General features: G+C 33.8%; 15 protein-coding genes, 1 pseudogene and 1 riboswitch. Of the genes and pseudogenes, 15 read left to right on the top strand and 1 reads right to left on the bottom strand.

Annotated features, from left to right (window positions below):
* Positions 1-209 precede the first annotated feature (209 nt).
* Positions 210-1,589, bottom strand: coding sequence for a Na+/H+ antiporter NhaC (nhaC, locus tag DFR78_RS05435; protein WP_114457823.1), 1,380 nt, complete (start codon positions 1,587-1,589; stop codon positions 210-212).
* 440 nt (positions 1,590-2,029) lie between these two features.
* Here nhaC and msrB point away from each other — a divergent pair.
* The 15 genes and pseudogenes from msrB to DFR78_RS05365 all read left to right on the top strand — a co-directional run.
* Positions 2,030-2,443, top strand: a pseudogene (msrB, locus tag DFR78_RS12385) (peptide-methionine (R)-S-oxide reductase MsrB); the annotation flags it as partial.
* A gap of 264 nt (positions 2,444-2,707) precedes the next feature.
* Positions 2,708-2,888: riboswitch (Lysine riboswitch) on the top strand.
* A gap of 304 nt (positions 2,889-3,192) precedes the next feature.
* Entirely contained in the window at positions 3,193-4,731 is a 1,539-nt protein-coding gene (locus DFR78_RS05425) for an ABC transporter substrate-binding protein (protein WP_114457822.1), read from the top strand.
* Between the two features lie 62 nt (positions 4,732-4,793).
* Positions 4,794-5,810: an ABC transporter permease gene (locus tag DFR78_RS05420; RefSeq protein ID WP_199505560.1), complete on the top strand. Its 1,017-nt coding sequence runs from the start codon at positions 4,794-4,796 to the stop codon at positions 5,808-5,810.
* Between the two features lie 21 nt (positions 5,811-5,831).
* The gene (gene nikC / locus DFR78_RS05415; protein WP_114457821.1) at positions 5,832-6,725 is read left to right on the top strand and encodes a nickel transporter permease; all 894 of its coding nucleotides are present in this window, start codon (positions 5,832-5,834) and stop codon (positions 6,723-6,725) included.
* A 4-nt stretch (positions 6,726-6,729) separates the two neighbouring features.
* Positions 6,730-7,722, top strand: coding sequence for an ABC transporter ATP-binding protein (locus DFR78_RS11995; protein ID WP_199505559.1), 993 nt, complete (start codon positions 6,730-6,732; stop codon positions 7,720-7,722).
* A 14-nt stretch (positions 7,723-7,736) separates the two neighbouring features.
* On the top strand, positions 7,737-8,699 hold the full coding sequence (locus DFR78_RS11990; RefSeq protein WP_233486988.1) for an ABC transporter ATP-binding protein: 963 nt from the start codon (positions 7,737-7,739) through the stop codon (positions 8,697-8,699).
* A gap of 229 nt (positions 8,700-8,928) precedes the next feature.
* Complete coding sequence (locus DFR78_RS05405) at positions 8,929-9,432, top strand: HAD family hydrolase (protein WP_114457820.1); 504 nt, start codon at positions 8,929-8,931, stop codon at positions 9,430-9,432.
* A gap of 2 nt (positions 9,433-9,434) precedes the next feature.
* A complete protein-coding gene (locus DFR78_RS05400) occupies positions 9,435-9,896 on the top strand; it encodes a DUF188 domain-containing protein (protein WP_114457819.1) in 462 nt (153 codons plus the stop codon).
* Between the two features lie 562 nt (positions 9,897-10,458).
* Positions 10,459-11,184 carry a 4Fe-4S binding protein gene (locus tag DFR78_RS05395; protein WP_114457818.1) on the top strand — a complete coding sequence of 242 codons (726 nt, stop codon included), beginning with the start codon at positions 10,459-10,461 and terminating at the stop codon, positions 11,182-11,184.
* Positions 11,184-11,810 (top strand): hypothetical protein, encoded by a 627-nt coding sequence (locus tag DFR78_RS05390; protein WP_114457817.1) that lies wholly within the window; start codon positions 11,184-11,186, stop codon positions 11,808-11,810. Before DFR78_RS05395 ends, DFR78_RS05390 begins: the two co-directional genes overlap by 1 nt.
* A gap of 93 nt (positions 11,811-11,903) precedes the next feature.
* Positions 11,904-12,854, top strand: coding sequence for a tripartite tricarboxylate transporter substrate binding protein (locus DFR78_RS05385; RefSeq protein WP_114457816.1), 951 nt, complete (start codon positions 11,904-11,906; stop codon positions 12,852-12,854).
* A 79-nt stretch (positions 12,855-12,933) separates the two neighbouring features.
* Positions 12,934-13,446, top strand: coding sequence for a tripartite tricarboxylate transporter TctB family protein (locus DFR78_RS05380; RefSeq protein WP_114457815.1), 513 nt, complete (start codon positions 12,934-12,936; stop codon positions 13,444-13,446).
* Between the two features lie 27 nt (positions 13,447-13,473).
* On the top strand, positions 13,474-14,985 hold the full coding sequence (locus DFR78_RS05375; protein WP_114457814.1) for a tripartite tricarboxylate transporter permease: 1,512 nt from the start codon (positions 13,474-13,476) through the stop codon (positions 14,983-14,985).
* A gap of 11 nt (positions 14,986-14,996) precedes the next feature.
* On the top strand, positions 14,997-15,512 hold the full coding sequence (locus DFR78_RS05370; RefSeq protein ID WP_114457813.1) for a ferredoxin domain-containing protein: 516 nt from the start codon (positions 14,997-14,999) through the stop codon (positions 15,510-15,512).
* Between the two features lie 11 nt (positions 15,513-15,523).
* On the top strand, positions 15,524-16,687 hold the full coding sequence (locus DFR78_RS05365) for an iron-containing alcohol dehydrogenase (RefSeq protein ID WP_114457812.1): 1,164 nt from the start codon (positions 15,524-15,526) through the stop codon (positions 16,685-16,687).
* The last annotated feature ends 8 nt before the right edge of the window (positions 16,688-16,695 follow it).

Below are 16,695 nucleotides of genomic sequence, written 5' to 3'. Positions count from 1 at the left end.
CCTTTTTTTGCAGCATAATTTACTGGAAGGGTTCTCACTATCAGAAAACAGAAGAGATGATTGAAGAATCTTAATTATTGAAGTATATGAGTGTAAAAAAACTGAATTAGAAGAGAAAGTTGTGTTTCAATAATTTTCATTAAAATATAAAAATATGACTAAAAAAAGCTGGCGGAGAACATATCATTTTTCCACCAGCTTTCTATTTATTATTTTCTGCTTTTAAAGATAAAAGTACCGCTCACTGCATAGAGCACAGCAATCATCGGCGCCAGAAAGGCCAAAAATGTATAAGGAATATAGCTGAAGCCGATGTCCATTACATTCTGGATATAGACTGAAACAACACCCCATGGCAAAATTGAGCAGCCCAGTGTGGAAGCAGTTTCTAAGGAGCGGGAAAGCACATTGGTATTGATATTCATTTCCTGATAAGCAGGAGCCAAAGTACGTCCTGGAATTACAATTGAAACAAACATTTCTCCAGTTGCTAAGAGCATTACATAAGCTGAAGTTAGAGAAATTAAAATTAAATCCCTCGGTTTTTTAACTATTTTTAGCATTGATTCCAGTATCACTTCTAAAATTCTTGCTTTTTCTAAAATACCTCCCATCGCAGTACCCGCCATAATGATAGCAACTGTACTCATCATATTATTTATTCCCCCCTGAGTTAAGAGGCTGTCCAAAAGTTCCATCCCGGTATCTGCCTGATAGCCGCTGGCAGCTGCATTTAAAATTTCAGCAAAAGAAGCCCCCTGAGTTAAAAATGCAAAAATGGAAGCTGTGATAAAGCTGATCGAAAGTGAGGCAATAGCAGGCATTTTAAAGAGTGAAAGCAGAAGCATTAAAGCTGGTGGAATTAAAGTCCACAAAGAAATATTAAAATTGCTGCTTAAATTTTCCATAATCATTGAAATTTGACTTAAGTTAGCTCCAACATCAAGATAGGAAGATCCAATAATAGAGTAGAGGATTAAACTTATAAAAGCTGCCGGAACTGATATGTAAAGCATTGATTTAATATGTTCAAATAAATCTGTACTGCTCATGGCGGCAGTTAAGTTTGTTGAATCCGACATGGGAGAAATTTTATCACCCAGCATAGCACCAGAGACTATTGCTCCTACAGTAATTGCTTTAGGAACTCCCAGTCCCTCAGCAACTCCAAGCAGGACAATCCCCATGGTGGCAATTGTTCCAAAAGAACTTCCGATTAAAATAGAGGTAAGAGCTGAGAGCAGAAAGGCGGCCGGTAAAAAGAAACTCGGACTCAAAATCTCCAATCCATAATAGACCATTGTCTGGATTGTTCCTGATAAAACCCAGCTTCCAATTACCATGCCGATGATAATTAAAATTATTGAAGCCCCCAGAGCATTTTTAATACCGCTAATCATTCCACTTTCAATTTCTTTCCAGCTTAAACCGAGATAAAGGGCAAATAAAGCGGCGGTCATTGCTCCTAAAACTAAAGCTGACTGTAAAACAAGAGCTGTACGAATTGAAATTAAAATCACTGCAATAACTGTCAATAGTGCAGTAACTGCCGTTTTTGTAGTTGGTTTTTTATTTTTTTCTTTAGTCATATTTAATCAACTTCCTTATTATGTATTTATTTTAGTTAAATTATGAACATTGTTTTAATCATATCTATTTTTTAAGCTAAAATCAAATTTAATCCTGAGTAATCTACTTACTATTATTTAACAGTAATTAATACTATTATATAAGTAGCAAGGTAGGATATATATTATTTTATATACAGGAGGTAGATTAGATGGATTATTTGAATCAGATGATAATACAGGAGTTTATAAATTCTCCAGCGGTAACAAAAGTGAGCGGCTATATTACCGGTAATGGAGAGCGGGATAATATTATTAAAAATATAGGTGAGCTTGGTTTGACTACCGAGCTGCAGGAAAGGCTATTAGAAAAAAATAATATTGACTCGGCAGAATGTGTGACTTTCTGTAAGACTGAAGATGCTGACAGTGTAGTAATTAATGAAGAAGAAAGTGACCAGGAATTGAGAGCAAGGCTGACAGACCTGCAGTATAAGGTAACTCAGCTTAATGCTACAGAACCTGCATTCAATAATAAATACTGGGATAATAAAAAGCCTGGTATTTACGTAGATGTTGTTTCAGGAGAACCTCTTTTTTCTTCAACAGATAAATTTAAATCCGGATCCGGATGGCCGAGCTTTACTAAACCGCTGGTCGAGGAAAATATTGTTGAAGTTGAAGATAACTCACTCTGGATGACTAGAATTGAGGTCAGAAGTAAAGGTGCAGATTCTCATTTAGGTCACGTATTTTCGGATGGCCCTGAGCCAACAGGTTTGCGCTACTGTATTAATTCAGCAGCTCTAAGATTTATCCCAGCAGAAAACCTGGCTGAAGAAGGTTATCAGGAGTTTGAATCTCTTTTTGAATAATTATATTTAAATAAATACAGAAATTCCGCAAATGATTTTTAAAAAATAAAGAGAATACCGTTCAGACAGTATTTTCGGCAGTGGTGTTAAAATAAAGAATATTAGAAATATTATAACAGAGTTTACGATTTAATTCAAAAATTAGAGCAGCTTGAAAATAAATTTTGGGGAAACTCCTAGTGTAAGTCAATTTGACAAAAAAAATTATCTCAGTTATAATTTAATTAACTAAAAGAGAATATAAGAGGTTGCCTCATCTTAATAAGATGGGGTAGAGGTGCAGAGACTGATCAGTAATTTTGGGCATAACACTGGACAGTGGTCTAAAATGAAAGGTGGATCTGCCGAAGCTTTCTGTTTTGTCCGAAACAGAGTGCTGGGACTGTATATAAGATATGCAGTACTGTCACCATATTTATTCAGTTGGTGATGTGCTACCTCTCTTAATAAAATGCAGGTGATTTCTACTGGAAAATCAAACTCGGTGGCAATCCACCGGGTTTTTTAATATCTAAGAAATTATACCAGTTGATTTATTGTGGATAAAATTTATAGATTCATAATTTCCGACATCAACAAAATTTAACCTTACTGTAATAAAGAAGTCCGAAGGACATTTTATTTTTACCTGCAGTTTTTGCTGGAAGCAATTTTGACTTGAAAATTTTCAAAAATATAAAGTTGGAGGTGAATTTCCTTTTATTCGGTTGGAGTGTGTAGTAGAATAATAAATAGGAGGCTTAAAATAAATGAAAAAAATATTAATTTTACTACTCTTAATGTCTGTTTTTGTTTTTAATACGGCTTTTGTTGGTGCTGCAGCTATACCTGATGATGTTCTTGTAGTTGCTGATAATTTTGATGCTGCCTCTTTAGATCCTGCGGTTGCCTATGAGTTTACTTCCTGTAATACAATACAAAATGTGTATGATAATCTTTTTGTAATTGATGAAGGAGAGGTTGTTCCACATCTGGCAGAATCATATCAGATTTCTGAAGATGGATTAAAGTGGACTATTAAACTCAGAGAAGATGCAGAGTTTGCAAGTGGAAACCCAATTAATGCAGAAGCCGTTCAGTTTTCTCTGCAGAGATCTATGGAAATGGGTAAGGGCCCTTCCTGGATGTTAAATGAAGTTATGTCCCCTGAGAGCATAACTGTTGTTGATGAGTATACACTGGAAATAGGGCTGAAATTTCCTGCCTCATATTTTGCAAGTGTTCTGAGTAATACATGTGCAGGAATAGTAGATCCAGAAGTTGTCATGGCACATGAAGAAGATGGTGACTGGGGGGAAGGATGGTTAAACGGTCAGTCCGGAGAGGCTGCTTCAGGACCATACAAACTTGTCACCTGGAACAGGGGAGATTCCATTGTGCTGGAGAGAAATGAAAATTACTGGGGTGAAAAGCCTAATTTCCGTCAGGTTATAATAAAAAACGTTTCTGAAAGCGTTACACAGAAAATGATGCTGGAAAATGGAGATATAGATATGGCGTATAAACTCACACCAGACCAGCTTGCTGATCTTGAGGCTAATGAAGATTTAAATGTTATAAAAGGTGTTGATTTAAGAGCCTATTATCTGGGGATGAATGTAAGCAAAGAACCTCTAAATAATCTCAAAGTACGTCAGGCTATAAAACATGCTATTGACTATAATGCAATGATTGAACACCTTGTTAGAGGTGCAGGTAATAAATTAGAAGGGGCTATAGTAAAACCACTGCTTGGTTATCAGGAAGATATGGGGGTATATGAATATAATCCGGAAAAAGCAAAACAGCTGCTGGCTGAAGCCGGATATCCGGATGGGTTTGATATTGAATTGACCGGTATTTCTTCAACAATGTGGAAGCAGGTAATAAGTAGTGTTCAAAATGATCTGTCTGCAGTAGGAATTAATGCAGAAGTTAGACAGTTAAATGCGGCTGCTTTTTATGAATTGTTCAGAAATCAGCAGCTTGAACTTATGCTGAGCGGATGGGGTTCTGATTATCCTGATCCACATAACTTTATTCATCCTTTTGGACACAGTGAAGGTTCACTTACTCAGAGGGTAGCATACAGCAGTAAAGAGCTTGATGATTTAATAGAAGAAGCTGCAGAAATTAATGATCCAGAAAAAAGAAAAGAGTTATATCATAAAATTGATAGAATGCTGGCTGAAGAAGGACCATGGGCAATGCTTTATCAGCCTCAGAATATTGTAGTACTGCGAAATGAAGTTAAAGGTTATGAGTACAATCCAGTAAGAATCTTTGATTTCACCAGTGCTTATAAGTAAAACTGTATCGCTGCTCTCTTTTTGAGGGCAGCGAATTTAATTGTCGTCAAGGAGGTATTTTGGTGAAAGTTTTTTTACTTAAAAGGCTGTTTTATACAGTTTTGATGCTGATTGGAATTTCAATAATAACATTTACCCTTTCTCATGTTGTGCCTGGAGATCCTGTGCTTACAATGCTCGGTGGACGGGGAACAGATGAGCAGATAGAAAAGATGAGAGAGGATCTGGGTTTAAATAAACCAATTCATGAACAGTATTTTATATATATGAAAGGACTTATTAATTTTGATCTTGGTGAATCTATAAGAACCAAGAGGGATGTGACTGCAGATTTAAAAAATTTTTTTCCTGCCACTTTTGAATTATCCACTTTTGCTATTATTCTATCCATTATTTTAGGAATTCCCCTGGGAATATTATCTGCTGTAAAAAAAGACAGCTGGCTTGATCAGGGAGCGAGAATTTTTTCACTGCTGGGTGTTTCTATGCCTGTTTTCTGGCTTGGACTTTTACTTATGGCCTTATTTTATAATCATCTTCACTTTTTACCGAGTTCAGGCAGAATTGCAATGTTTATTATGCCGCCCAGAGATATTACAGGTCTCTATCTTGTAGACAGCTTAATAACCGGAAATTTTGATGCATTCTGGAGCAGTTTGCAACACATAATTCTTCCAGCTTTTTGTCTTGGATATCTTTCTACAGCACAGATTGCAAGAATGATGCGTTCCAGTATGCTGGAAGTTATGAATCAGGATTATATTAGAAGTTCATATTCTTTTGGATTGTCAGAAAAATTGATTATATTTAAGCTTGCATTTAAAAATGCTTTTATACCTACATTAACTATTATTGGACTGTCTTATGGCAGTCTTTTGTCTGGTGCTGTGCTGACAGAAACAATCTTTTCCTGGCCTGGTATCGGACGTTATGTTGTCGAATCCATGCTTTTTCTTGATTTTCCAGCTGTAATGGGTGTTACTCTTTTAATAGCACTGGTATATTCACTTGCAAATCTTTTTGTAGATTTATTATATGGATTTTTTGATCCAAGAATTAAATATGATGAGATAAATTAATTAAATAAGGAGGCAGCAGACATGGAAACAACAGATACACTTATAGATAGCTGGTTAAAAAAACATGAATCTAAAATTAAAGAATTTAAATATACATTACATTTAATTTCAAAAAGTCCACTTTCTATGATTGGAGCATTTATAATAGCCTGTTTTCTATTGATAGCTGTTTTTGCTCCCTTTCTGGCTCCACATGATCCTTATTATCAGGAAATGTCGGCCAGACTTGAAGCTCCCAGCTTTCAGCATCCTCTGGGAACCGATGATATGGGAAGAGATATTTTGAGCAGAATTATATATGGCAGCAGGATTTCTGTGCTGATAGGAATTATAGTTGTCTCAATTGGAGCAGCCATAGGTATTATTGTCGGAGCTGTAAGTGGTTATATTGGTGGTGCAGGTGATAATATACTGATGAGAATAGCCGATATGTTCTTATCTTTTCCACCACTTATTTTAGCGATGGCAATTGCAGCAGCATTAGGACCCAATTTAAGAAATACTATTATTGCAATTGCACTTGTGCGCTGGCCGGTTTATGCACGATTGGTGAGGAGCCAGGTTTTATCGATTAAAAACTCTCAGTTTATTGAGGCAATTCGCTCTATGGGGGGCAGTGATATCCGCATATTATTTATTCATATTTTACCAAACTGCCTTTCCCCTATAATAGTTAGGGCAACTATGGATTTGGGTACAGTTATACTTGCAGCAGCAGGACTGAGCTTTATAGGGTTTGGTGCTCAGCCTCCACTCCCAGAATGGGGAGCTATGGTCAGTGATGGCCGCCAATATATTGTTTCTGAATGGTGGGTTGCTGCATTTCCAGGACTTGCCATACTATTTGTGGTGGTAGGGTTTAATATTTTAGGTGACGGTCTGAGGGATGTGCTTGATCCCAGGCTCAGGAGGTAGTAAAATGGAAAAGGAAAATAATTTGGATGAAAATGAGATTTTACTTGAAGTTAAAAATTTGAAGACATCTTTTTTCACTTATGAAGGGGAAGTGAAAGCACTTGAAGATGTTTCTTTTGTAGTAAATAAGGGGGAAACACTGGGTCTTGTGGGAGAAACCGGGAGCGGTAAATCTGTGACTGCTCTTTCTATTATGAAACTTATTCCTGATCCACCGGGTAAAATTCTCTCCGGAGAAATTAATTTTAATGGAGAAAATCTGATCAAAAAAACAGAAAAAGAAATGCAGGATATTAGAGGTAATCAGATATCTATGATTTTTCAGGATCCTATGAATTCTCTCAATCCCGTGTTTGATGTTGGTACCCAGATAAAACAGGTTATAAAAAAGCACCAGAGGAAAAGCAGCAGAATGGCGAAAAAAATAGCGCTGGAAATGTTTAAAAAAGTAGGTCTTCCTGATCCGGAACACATTATGGGAAAATATCCGCATGAATTAAGTGGAGGTATGCAGCAGAGAGTAATGATAGCTACTGCACTTTCCTGTCATCCACAGCTGCTTATTGCTGATGAACCAACAACAGCACTAGATGTTACTATACAGGCACAAATTCTTAAATTGATTAAAAATCTTAGAGATGAGATGTCGTCTTCGATGCTGCTGATAACACATGATCTTGGTGTTGTGGCACGTGTATGTGACAGGGTGGCTGTTATGTATGCTGGTAATATTGTTGAATATGCTCCTGTTAAAAAATTATTTAAGAACCCATCTCATCCTTACACCGAGGGGCTGCTTAAAGCAATACCTCGCAGGGAGAGCAGGGGAGAAAAACTTAAAATTATTAAAGGAAAAGTTCCCAATCTGATAACACCACCATCTGGCTGCAGATTTCATCCACGCTGTGAATATAAAATGGATGTATGCAGTTCTACTATACCGCCGAGAAAATACATAGATGAAAATCACTATGTGAAATGTCATCTGCAATTTTAACTGGAGGATTTTTAATGGATAAATTAATTGAAGTAAAAAATTTAAAAAAATATTTTGTAAAAGAAAAAGGATTAATTAACAAAGAAAGAACAGTTATTAAAGCAGTTAATGATCTGAGTTTTTTCATAAAAAAAGGAGAAACTTTTGGAGTTGTGGGAGAATCGGGCTGTGGAAAATCTACTCTGGCCAGAACTCTGATGCTTCTGCTTGAACCGGATGGTGGAGAAATAATATTTGCAGATAAAAATATAAATAAATTTTCCAAAAATGAGATAAAAGAACTCCGTAAAAATATGGCCATTGTTTTTCAGGATCCACATTCTTCTCTAAGTCCCAGAAGAACAATAAAAAAACTTCTTGAAGAACCTTTTAGAATTCATGATATTGATATAGAAAATAAAATTTTAAAGCAGAGAATACTGGAGCTGCTGGATATTGTAGGTTTAAAAAAAGAACATCTTTACCGTTATCCACATGAATTTAGCGGTGGCCAGAAACAGCGCATCGGTATTGCGAGAGCAATAGCTTTAAATCCGGATTTTTTGCTCCTTGATGAACCGACCTCTGCACTCGATGTTTCTGTTCAGGCCCAGATATTAAACCTGCTTCAGGATCTTCAGAAAAAACTTGACCTTACTATGCTTTTTATAACACATGATCTAGGAGTTATTGAATATATAGCTGACAGGATAGCGGTAATGTATATGGGGAAAATAATTGAGCTGGGAACAGTTGACCAGATATTTAGTAATCCACTCCATCCTTATACAGAGGCACTGCTGTCTGCTATTCCTGAGCCAGATCCAGAACAAGAAGATATTAAAATAAAGCTTGAAGGAGAAATCCCCAGTATGATTAATCTGCCGGAAGGGTGCAGTTTCAGTTCCCGCTGTCCTCTGGCCGATGAGAAATGCCTTAGAACAGAGGTGGAGCTTGAAGAAAAGGAATCGGGTCATTATTCAGCCTGTATAAAATAGGTTGATATATCTTTACTATCTAAATATTTTTAATTTAAAAACTTCACCATAATGGTGGAGTTTTTACTTTACAGTAAATGTTAAAAGATATATAATAACTGATAATGAATCTCAATAATTGATTAAATTTATAAGATGAGGTGCTGTTATTTATGGATAACAGAAAGAGTACCACCTGGCGGTACAAAGAGAAGCTGAGGCAGAAATATTTTAAGATGGAGCTGGTATAATGGAAAAAATAAATACTATTTTTCTTGATGTAGATGGAACACTGACAGATGGAAAGGTTTATCTGGATAACTTTGATAATGAGATGAAAACTTTTAATGTAAAGGACGGTCTTATGGTTGCTGGAGCTCTAAGAACTGGAATTGATATAATAATTATAACTGGACGGAAATCAAAGATAGTTGAAAGAAGGGCGGCAGAACTTGGAATAAAAGAACTTTATCAGGATATAAAGGATAAAGAAGGTAAACTGCAGGAAATAATGCAGGACAAAGAAATAACTTTCGAAAATATAGCTTATTTGGGTGATGATTTAAATGATTTTAAAGTCATGAAAAAAGCAGCTTTTGCCGGCTGTCCGGCTGATGCAGCAGAAGCTGTAAAAGAAATAGCAGATTATATCTCTGATTATAATGGTGGTAATGGTGCTGTAAGACAAATTTTACAGCATTTATTTAGAAAAACCGGTCAGCTGGATAAAATTCTTGATAGGTACAAAGATTGAAAATGAGAATTTTAGTAGATGGTGATGGATGTCCTGTTGTTGGAATAGTAGAAAATATTGCCGAGGAATATGGAATTGAGCTTGATATTTTTACTGATTTAAATCACCATCTTACGGTTGATTATGGCAAGATATTTGTAGTTGATCAGAAATATCAGTCTGCCGATATGGAAATATTTAATTTCTGTCGGGAAAATGATATTGTAGTTACCGGTGATTATGGTCTGGCAGCAGTTGTTCTGGGAAAAGGTGCCCAGGTAATAAGTTTTTCCGGTAAAATTTTTTCTGATAATAATATAGATTATCTTTTAATGCAGAGGCATCAGAACTTTAAATGGAGGCGTAAAACAGGACGCCATAATTCCCATAAAAAAAGATCTGAAGCAGATGATTTAAGATTTGCGGAGAAATTAAAGTTTTTAATTGAAAAAAATAATCTGTCAAATAATGACGAAAATATTTGAAAAAATTTAAATTAAGTTAAATAATATCAATATAAAGAGCATATGTTATCTAAAGCCAGCTGATGAAGTCACAGTACTTCTGAATCTGGTTATCTTTTTTTATGACTGCCGATAATAATAATGTAACTGCAGAATAATTTTATGAACAAATTCTATGATCAATAGATTTAAATAAGATTTAAATATTAATATGTAATGAAACAGATTATAAATCAAGGCCCCAGTACTGGGGCCTTTTTCAACTTTAATACATATTATTTACATTTACAACACAAAAAAAGCTTAATATAACTTATAATATAAAAAGACATAATATTTTTAATAATATGATATTACACAATTTACTTTATTTTCTTTATTTTCTTATCTAGGAAACAAAAATTTGTTAAAGAATAATAAATTAAGAGATCGTGATAAAAGTTTTTATGTTTTTAGTTACAGCTGGTATTAAAATAATAGCTATTTTTAATAATAAGGGGATTGATAATAGGGGGGATCAAAAGATTATACCATAATATGAAATAAGTCAAAAATTAAAGTTTAAAAAGGAGGAAATTTATTAATGAAAATTGATGAAAGTAAATGTATATTATGTAATCAGTGTATACCGTATTGTCCAGTAGAAGCTATAAAAGAAGGAGAAGAAACTTGTTACATAGTAGAAGATGAATGTGTTGAGTGTGGAATTTGTGAGAAACATGCTGGCTGTCCGGTAGATGCATTTTATGAAGGAGAAATGGATGAATTAAGAAAATTAAGAAAAGCATTTTCCAATCCACTTGTGCCTCATGAATCGACTGCCGTATTAGGAAGAGGAACTGAAGAAATGAAAACGAATGAAGTGACAGGTAGATTTAAAAAAGGGCATGTAGGTATAGCAGTTGAATTGGGCCGTCCAGGAATTGCAACAAGATTTTATGATGTAGAAAAAGTTACTAAAAAATTAGCATCGATTGGTATTAATAAATTAGAACCATGTAATCCATTAAAACCTTTAATGAAGAATGAAGAAACTGGAGAAATTCAAGAAAAGTATTTAAATGAAAGAGTTTTATCAGCTATTGTTGAATTTGATATCGATAGGGAAAGAGTACCAGAAGCTTTAAATGCAATTAAAGAAGTTTCTAAAGAATTAGAAACAGTATTTAGTCTTGATTTAGCAGGGAAATTAGAGAATGATAATACTTTGCCTGCTGCAGAAATTGCTAGAGATTTAGGATTTGACCCTTCTATAAATGGGAAAACAAATCTTGGTTTAGGTAGACCAAAAGCTAAGGAGGGAAAATAATGACTCATACATTACATCGCCGTGGTCCCTATGAAAGTTTAATAAATGATTTTGTATTATTTGCAATTCCAGCTCAGGGTTTTAATGAAAAAGGGAGTATACCCAAATTAACAAAGTTTTTTGATATTGTTATAAAATATGATCCCGTTAACTTTGGTGATTGTGGAACTGGAAATAAATATGGTGTTGGAGAGAAGGGAATAAGAGAAAATATTACTGAGAGTTCGGTAGTTCATGCAGTTTTTACTGACGAAGAAACTATGGAAAAGGCAATGGAAGAAGTAAAAGAAGCAGATTTGGGTATGTCTGTTATTGCTACTGGTGTATTAGATGCAGTTGATGAAATAGCTAAAAAAGTTGGTATTGAAAGACATACTATAGAACATTCTCTTGGCATATGGGGGAATACTAATCTTCTTCCAGATGAAGAAATATTAGAAATAACTACTATGTGTGGACATGGTATGATTTCTTCTAATTTGACCCAATTAGTAATCAGTAATGTTAAAAAAGGAACAATGACTCCAGAACAAGCAGCAAAAAAGATTGCACCTAATTGTCATTGTGGAGTTTTTAATCCAGAAAGAGCAGCTAAGATAATTGAGAGAATTGTGTCTGAGAATTAATTAAATTTAAATTGGGAGGTGATATAAAATTATTTTAGTTCAGTTGGTTTGACATTAAATTATTAGCTATTAATTTAGCGAAAGGGGATTTTTATGAAAAAATTAACAACTATTTTTGTTCTTGGGTTTTTAATTATGAGTCTTTTTTCGAGTGCAGTTTTGGCTGAATATCCTGAGAGAACAATTAATGTTATAGTAGGTTATGGTGCAGGTGGAGGTACTGATAATGCTGCTCGTTCACTTTCTACTCCTGCAAAAGATTATATTGATGTTCCTTTAGTTATAAGCAATAAACCTGGAGCTAATGGTGCTTTGGCATCTGCTTATGTTCAAAACCAACCTGCTGATGGATATACAATTTTATTTGCTCCATCTTCTCTTTCTTTAAATATAGCAATGGGCACTGTTGAATATGATGTTGAAGATTGGCAACCTGTGATGAGAGCTCAATCAGATGTTTCAATAATTGTTACAAGAAAAGATGGTCAATTTAAAACAATAGATGAATTAGTAAACTATGCTAAAGATAATCCAGGTGAAGTGAAAATCGGTACTGTTGGTTCTATAACACAATTATTTATTGAAAATTTTGCAGAAGCAGCAGGAATTGACATTACCACTGTGAATTATGATTCTGCCGGTAGTGAACAAAAAGATGGCTTGGCAGGAAACTTACATGCATTTCAGGCTGAGATGCAGGAAATAAAAGGTTTATTAGATGCTGGGGAAGTAAGACCATTGGTATTTTTGAAAGATGGAGAGAGAGTTGCAGGTTATCCAGATGTTCCAACTTCTGTTGAAAAAGGTTGGGATGCAACATTAGGAATTTGGCGTGGTATCTTTGTTAAAGCGGGTACTCCAGACCATATAGTTAAAAAGATTCATGATATGTATAAAAAAGCTATGAGTAGTGATCATTATAAAGAATTCGAAAGTAAGAACTTTTTAGATTTAAGAAATGGATATATGAGTACAGAAGAATTCGAAGAATTTTTCAAGAAAGATGTTGAAACTATGAAAAATCTCAAGCATTTGCTTGACTAGTATATTTATATTAAGTAAATGTTATTACCTAGGCACTAGTTTTAAAACTAGTGCCTAGAATGAAAAGAGAGGGTTGTTAATGAGAACTTTCAAAAAGGAAATTATTATAGCTTTAATTATATTTTTTATTTCAATATTTTTGCTTTTTTATGTCAATACGTTTGATGTAAATCAATCTAAAGGAGTAGGACCAGCTTTTTGGCCAAGAATAATAATTAGTTTTATGCTAGTGTTAAGTTTAATTAATCTTGGTTCTTTATTTAAAAAAAGAGATAAAATAATGGAAGAAACTGAGGCATATAAAGAAGAAAAAGATATTGAAGAAATAAAAAATAACAGTAAAAAATTTTTTATAAGTTTAATTATATTATCTATTTATTCTATGTTTTTAAGAACTTTAGGATTTATATTGTTAACCCCCCTGTTATTAGTTTCAATGTTCTGGAATTTAGGATATAGAAAAAAAATATTAGCTCCTGTTATTGCTATTGTTATAGTTGTTTTATTGGCATATATATTTCCAAATTATCTTAATCTATTATTGCCCAGAGGACAAAGTATATTTAGAAAAGTTAGCTATATTTTTTATTGATTAATAAATTTGTTAGGGGGATTACCTATGATAAATAATTTATTGATGGGATTTGGAACAGCACTTTCTCCAGTAAACTTAATATTAATTATAAGTTCAGTAGTGCTTGGTTTAGTTAGTGGAGCAGTTCCAGGCATGAGTGGTGTAATGACTGTTGTACTTCTTGTGCCAATAACATATGGGATTGGGCCTGTAAAAGCTTTTTTGATACTAACTGCAGTTTATTCAGCGGCTGTTTATGCTGGATCTATTAGTGCAATTATGTTTAGAACTCCAGGAGCTCCTGAAGCAGTTGTAACTTCTTTAGATGGATATAAAATGACTCAAAAAGGTAGGATGAACGAAGCAATATCAACTGCCGTGTTTGCATCAGCAACTGGTGGAATTGTAGGAACAATTATATTAACTTTTTTAGCTCCACAGCTTGCAAAATGGGCTTTAAATTTTTCAGAAGCCGAGTATTTTTCATTAGCAATTTTTGGTCTTACTTTAGTGTCTTCTCTTGGAAGCAAAAATTTAGTAAAAGCTTTTATAACTATGTGTATAGGTCTTTTATTAGCCACTGTAGGTTTAGATCCTGTAAAAATGATGCCAAGATTTACATTTGGAATATCTGAATTTTTAGGTGGTATTGATTTAGTGCCAATTATTTTAGGTACTTTTGCAATTTCTGAAATGTTAAGGCAAATTAGAAAAGGAGCAAAATTATCTGAAATGAACAGTGAAGCACAATACTCAGGAACTTTATTACCTCCTTTTCATTTTTTTGTAAAATTTAAAAAAATATTGAGTATAAACTCTCTTTTGGGAACTTTTATAGGAATTCTTCCTGGAGCTGGAGCAACAACTGCAAGTTTATTTGGATATAGTTTTGCCCAAAGATTTTCAAAAAATGGAAAAGACTTTGGAACAGGAGTTCCAGAAGGTGTAGCTGCTCCAGAAGTTGCAAATAATGCTGCTTCTGCAGGAGCAATGATACCACTATTATCTTTGGGAATACCAGGTAGTGCTACAACAGCAGTTATGTTAGGAGCATTTATATTACATGGAATGCAACCAGGACCATTGCTCTTCCAACAACAACCTAAATTAGTTTATACTATTTTTGCTGGTTTATTTATTGTGAATGTTTTTATACTTCTTTTGAATAAAGGATTTGTTAGAGTGTTCACTCAAATTTTTAAAGTCCCTTATACAGTAGTAATTAGTATAATTATTTTACTGTGTACTATAGGGGCTTATGCCAATAGAACAAATGTATTCGATATTTGGGTTATGTTAATATTTGGAATAATAGCATATTTCTTAGAAGAACAAGATTATCCATTGGCTCCTATTATTTTGGGACTTGTTCTCGGAGGAATTGCAGAGCCCAGTATGAGAAGAGCTTTAAGTATGTCATATGGAAGTTTCACAATATTTTTTACTAGACCAATTTCGGCTACATTGTTAATTTTAAGCCTCATATTATTCATTTGGTCAATGTATAGTGCTTTTAAAGATTATCAGATTACTAAAAATATCAAATCTGAAGGTTGAGGAGGAAAAAGATGAAACAAGTAACTCAAACAGTTGCACAATTCATGAATATTTCTGCTATAACAGCACCTAAAGCAGGTGGAAGTAACTATCTGAAAACAAAAATATTAGAAGAACAAGAAATAAAAAAACTTGCTGATGCTATGATTAAATATGGAAAAGAAAACAAAAAGAAAAACTTTGATAGAGATGGTGAAAATGTAAAAAAAAGTTCTGCTGTTTTAATTATATCATTAAATGAAGCTAAAGCATTAGGCCTGAATTGTGGAGCATGTGGTTATAATAATTGTAATGATTTAGAAATGAGAAAAGGAGAAGAATTTGATGGTCCTGTTTGTGCCTGGAGATTAATAGATTTAGGGATTGCATTAGGTTCAGCAGTGAAGACAGCAGCTTTGTTTAATGTTGATAACAGAATAATGTATAGAATAGGAGCTGTGGCAAAAAAAGAGAAGATTATTGATGGAGAAATTGTTGTAGGTATTCCAATTTCTATAACAGGTAAGAATATATATTTTGATAGATAAAGGATGGTTATATGAAAAATTTTAAATTTTATAATCCTACAAAAATTTTTTTTGGCAGTGATAAATTGAATGTTTTAGGAAGCGAAATTTTAAAGTATGGAAAAAAAGTTTTATTAGTCACCGGGCAAGGAAGTGTGAAAAGAATTGGTTTGTATAAAAAAGTCGTTAAAATTTTAGAAAAAAATGATATTAAAATCTATAATTTAGAAGGGGTAGAACCTAATCCAAGAATAGACCTTGTTAGAAAAGGTACAAAGATTGCAAAAGAAAAAAAAATTGATATAGTTCTTGCGGTTGGAGGAGGTAGCACTATAGATACTGCTAAAACAGTAGCTGCTGCAGTAAAATATGATGGTGATCCATGGGAAATGTTTGATAAAAATAATGATCCTGTTGCTGCTTTGCCCATAGCAACTGTATTAACACTTGCTGCTACAGGTTCTGAAATGAATAACGGGGCTGTAATTTCAAATAAAATTGAAAACAGAAAGCTTTCAATACATAGTGATGTTTTGTTTCCTAAATTTTCTGTACTTGACCCAACAATAACTTTTAGTGTTCCTCAAAAACATACAATTTATGGAATAATTGATATCACAGCTCACGTATTGGAACAGTATTTTACACATGTAAAGGAGGTACCACTTCAAGACAGATGGGCAGAAGGAATAATTTTAACTTTAATGGAAGAGAGCAAAAAAGTACTAAAAAATCCTAAAGATTATGATTCAAGAGCAAATATTCTTCTTTGTTCTACGATGGCTTTAAATGGACTTTTAGCAATGGGAGTTGAAGATGAAAGAACAACTCATCCCTGTCACAAATTAGAACATGAATTGAGTGCTTATTATGACATACCACATGGTGCAGGTTTATCCATTCTACTTCCAAATTGGCTTGATTATGTTATGAAAAATGATATATCTAAGTTTGTACAATTCGGAAATAGGATTTTTGGACTTGATGTGAATAAACTAGGAGAGAAGTATACTGCCACAGAGGGTATTAAACTTTTAAGAAAATGGTTTAAAGAAATAGGAGCACCACTTTCTTTATCATATTTTAATATTGGAAAAGAAAAGTTTGAAGAGATGGCAGATAATATTGCTCCAGTGGGTGGATATATGGAATTAAATAAGGCTGATATTGTTAATATTTTTAATATGGCGTTATAAAATAAAAA

This window comes from Halanaerobium sp. MA284_MarDTE_T2 (genome assembly GCF_003337245.1).
Lineage (GTDB): Bacteria > Bacillota > Halanaerobiia > Halanaerobiales > Halanaerobiaceae > QPJE01.
Note: the sequence above shows the minus strand (reverse complement) of the source record. Positions and strands in the feature narration are given on the sequence as shown.

Coding starts and splice junctions, on each gene's coding strand:
- nhaC (WP_114457823.1), bottom strand. CDS start 1,589: ATGACTAAAGAAAAAAATAAAAAACCAACTACAAAAACGGCAGTTACT.
- DFR78_RS05425 (WP_114457822.1), top strand. CDS start 3,193: ATGAAAAAAATATTAATTTTACTACTCTTAATGTCTGTTTTTGTTTTT.
- nikC (WP_114457821.1), top strand. CDS start 5,832: ATGGAAACAACAGATACACTTATAGATAGCTGGTTAAAAAAACATGAA.
- DFR78_RS11995 (WP_199505559.1), top strand. CDS start 6,730: ATGGAAAAGGAAAATAATTTGGATGAAAATGAGATTTTACTTGAAGTT.
- DFR78_RS11990 (WP_233486988.1), top strand. CDS start 7,737: ATGGATAAATTAATTGAAGTAAAAAATTTAAAAAAATATTTTGTAAAA.
- DFR78_RS05405 (WP_114457820.1), top strand. CDS start 8,929: ATGGAAAAAATAAATACTATTTTTCTTGATGTAGATGGAACACTGACA.
- DFR78_RS05400 (WP_114457819.1), top strand. CDS start 9,435: ATGAGAATTTTAGTAGATGGTGATGGATGTCCTGTTGTTGGAATAGTA.
- DFR78_RS05395 (WP_114457818.1), top strand. CDS start 10,459: ATGAAAATTGATGAAAGTAAATGTATATTATGTAATCAGTGTATACCG.
- DFR78_RS05390 (WP_114457817.1), top strand. CDS start 11,184: ATGACTCATACATTACATCGCCGTGGTCCCTATGAAAGTTTAATAAAT.
- DFR78_RS05385 (WP_114457816.1), top strand. CDS start 11,904: ATGAAAAAATTAACAACTATTTTTGTTCTTGGGTTTTTAATTATGAGT.
- DFR78_RS05380 (WP_114457815.1), top strand. CDS start 12,934: ATGAGAACTTTCAAAAAGGAAATTATTATAGCTTTAATTATATTTTTT.
- DFR78_RS05375 (WP_114457814.1), top strand. CDS start 13,474: ATGATAAATAATTTATTGATGGGATTTGGAACAGCACTTTCTCCAGTA.
- DFR78_RS05370 (WP_114457813.1), top strand. CDS start 14,997: ATGAAACAAGTAACTCAAACAGTTGCACAATTCATGAATATTTCTGCT.
- DFR78_RS05365 (WP_114457812.1), top strand. CDS start 15,524: ATGAAAAATTTTAAATTTTATAATCCTACAAAAATTTTTTTTGGCAGT.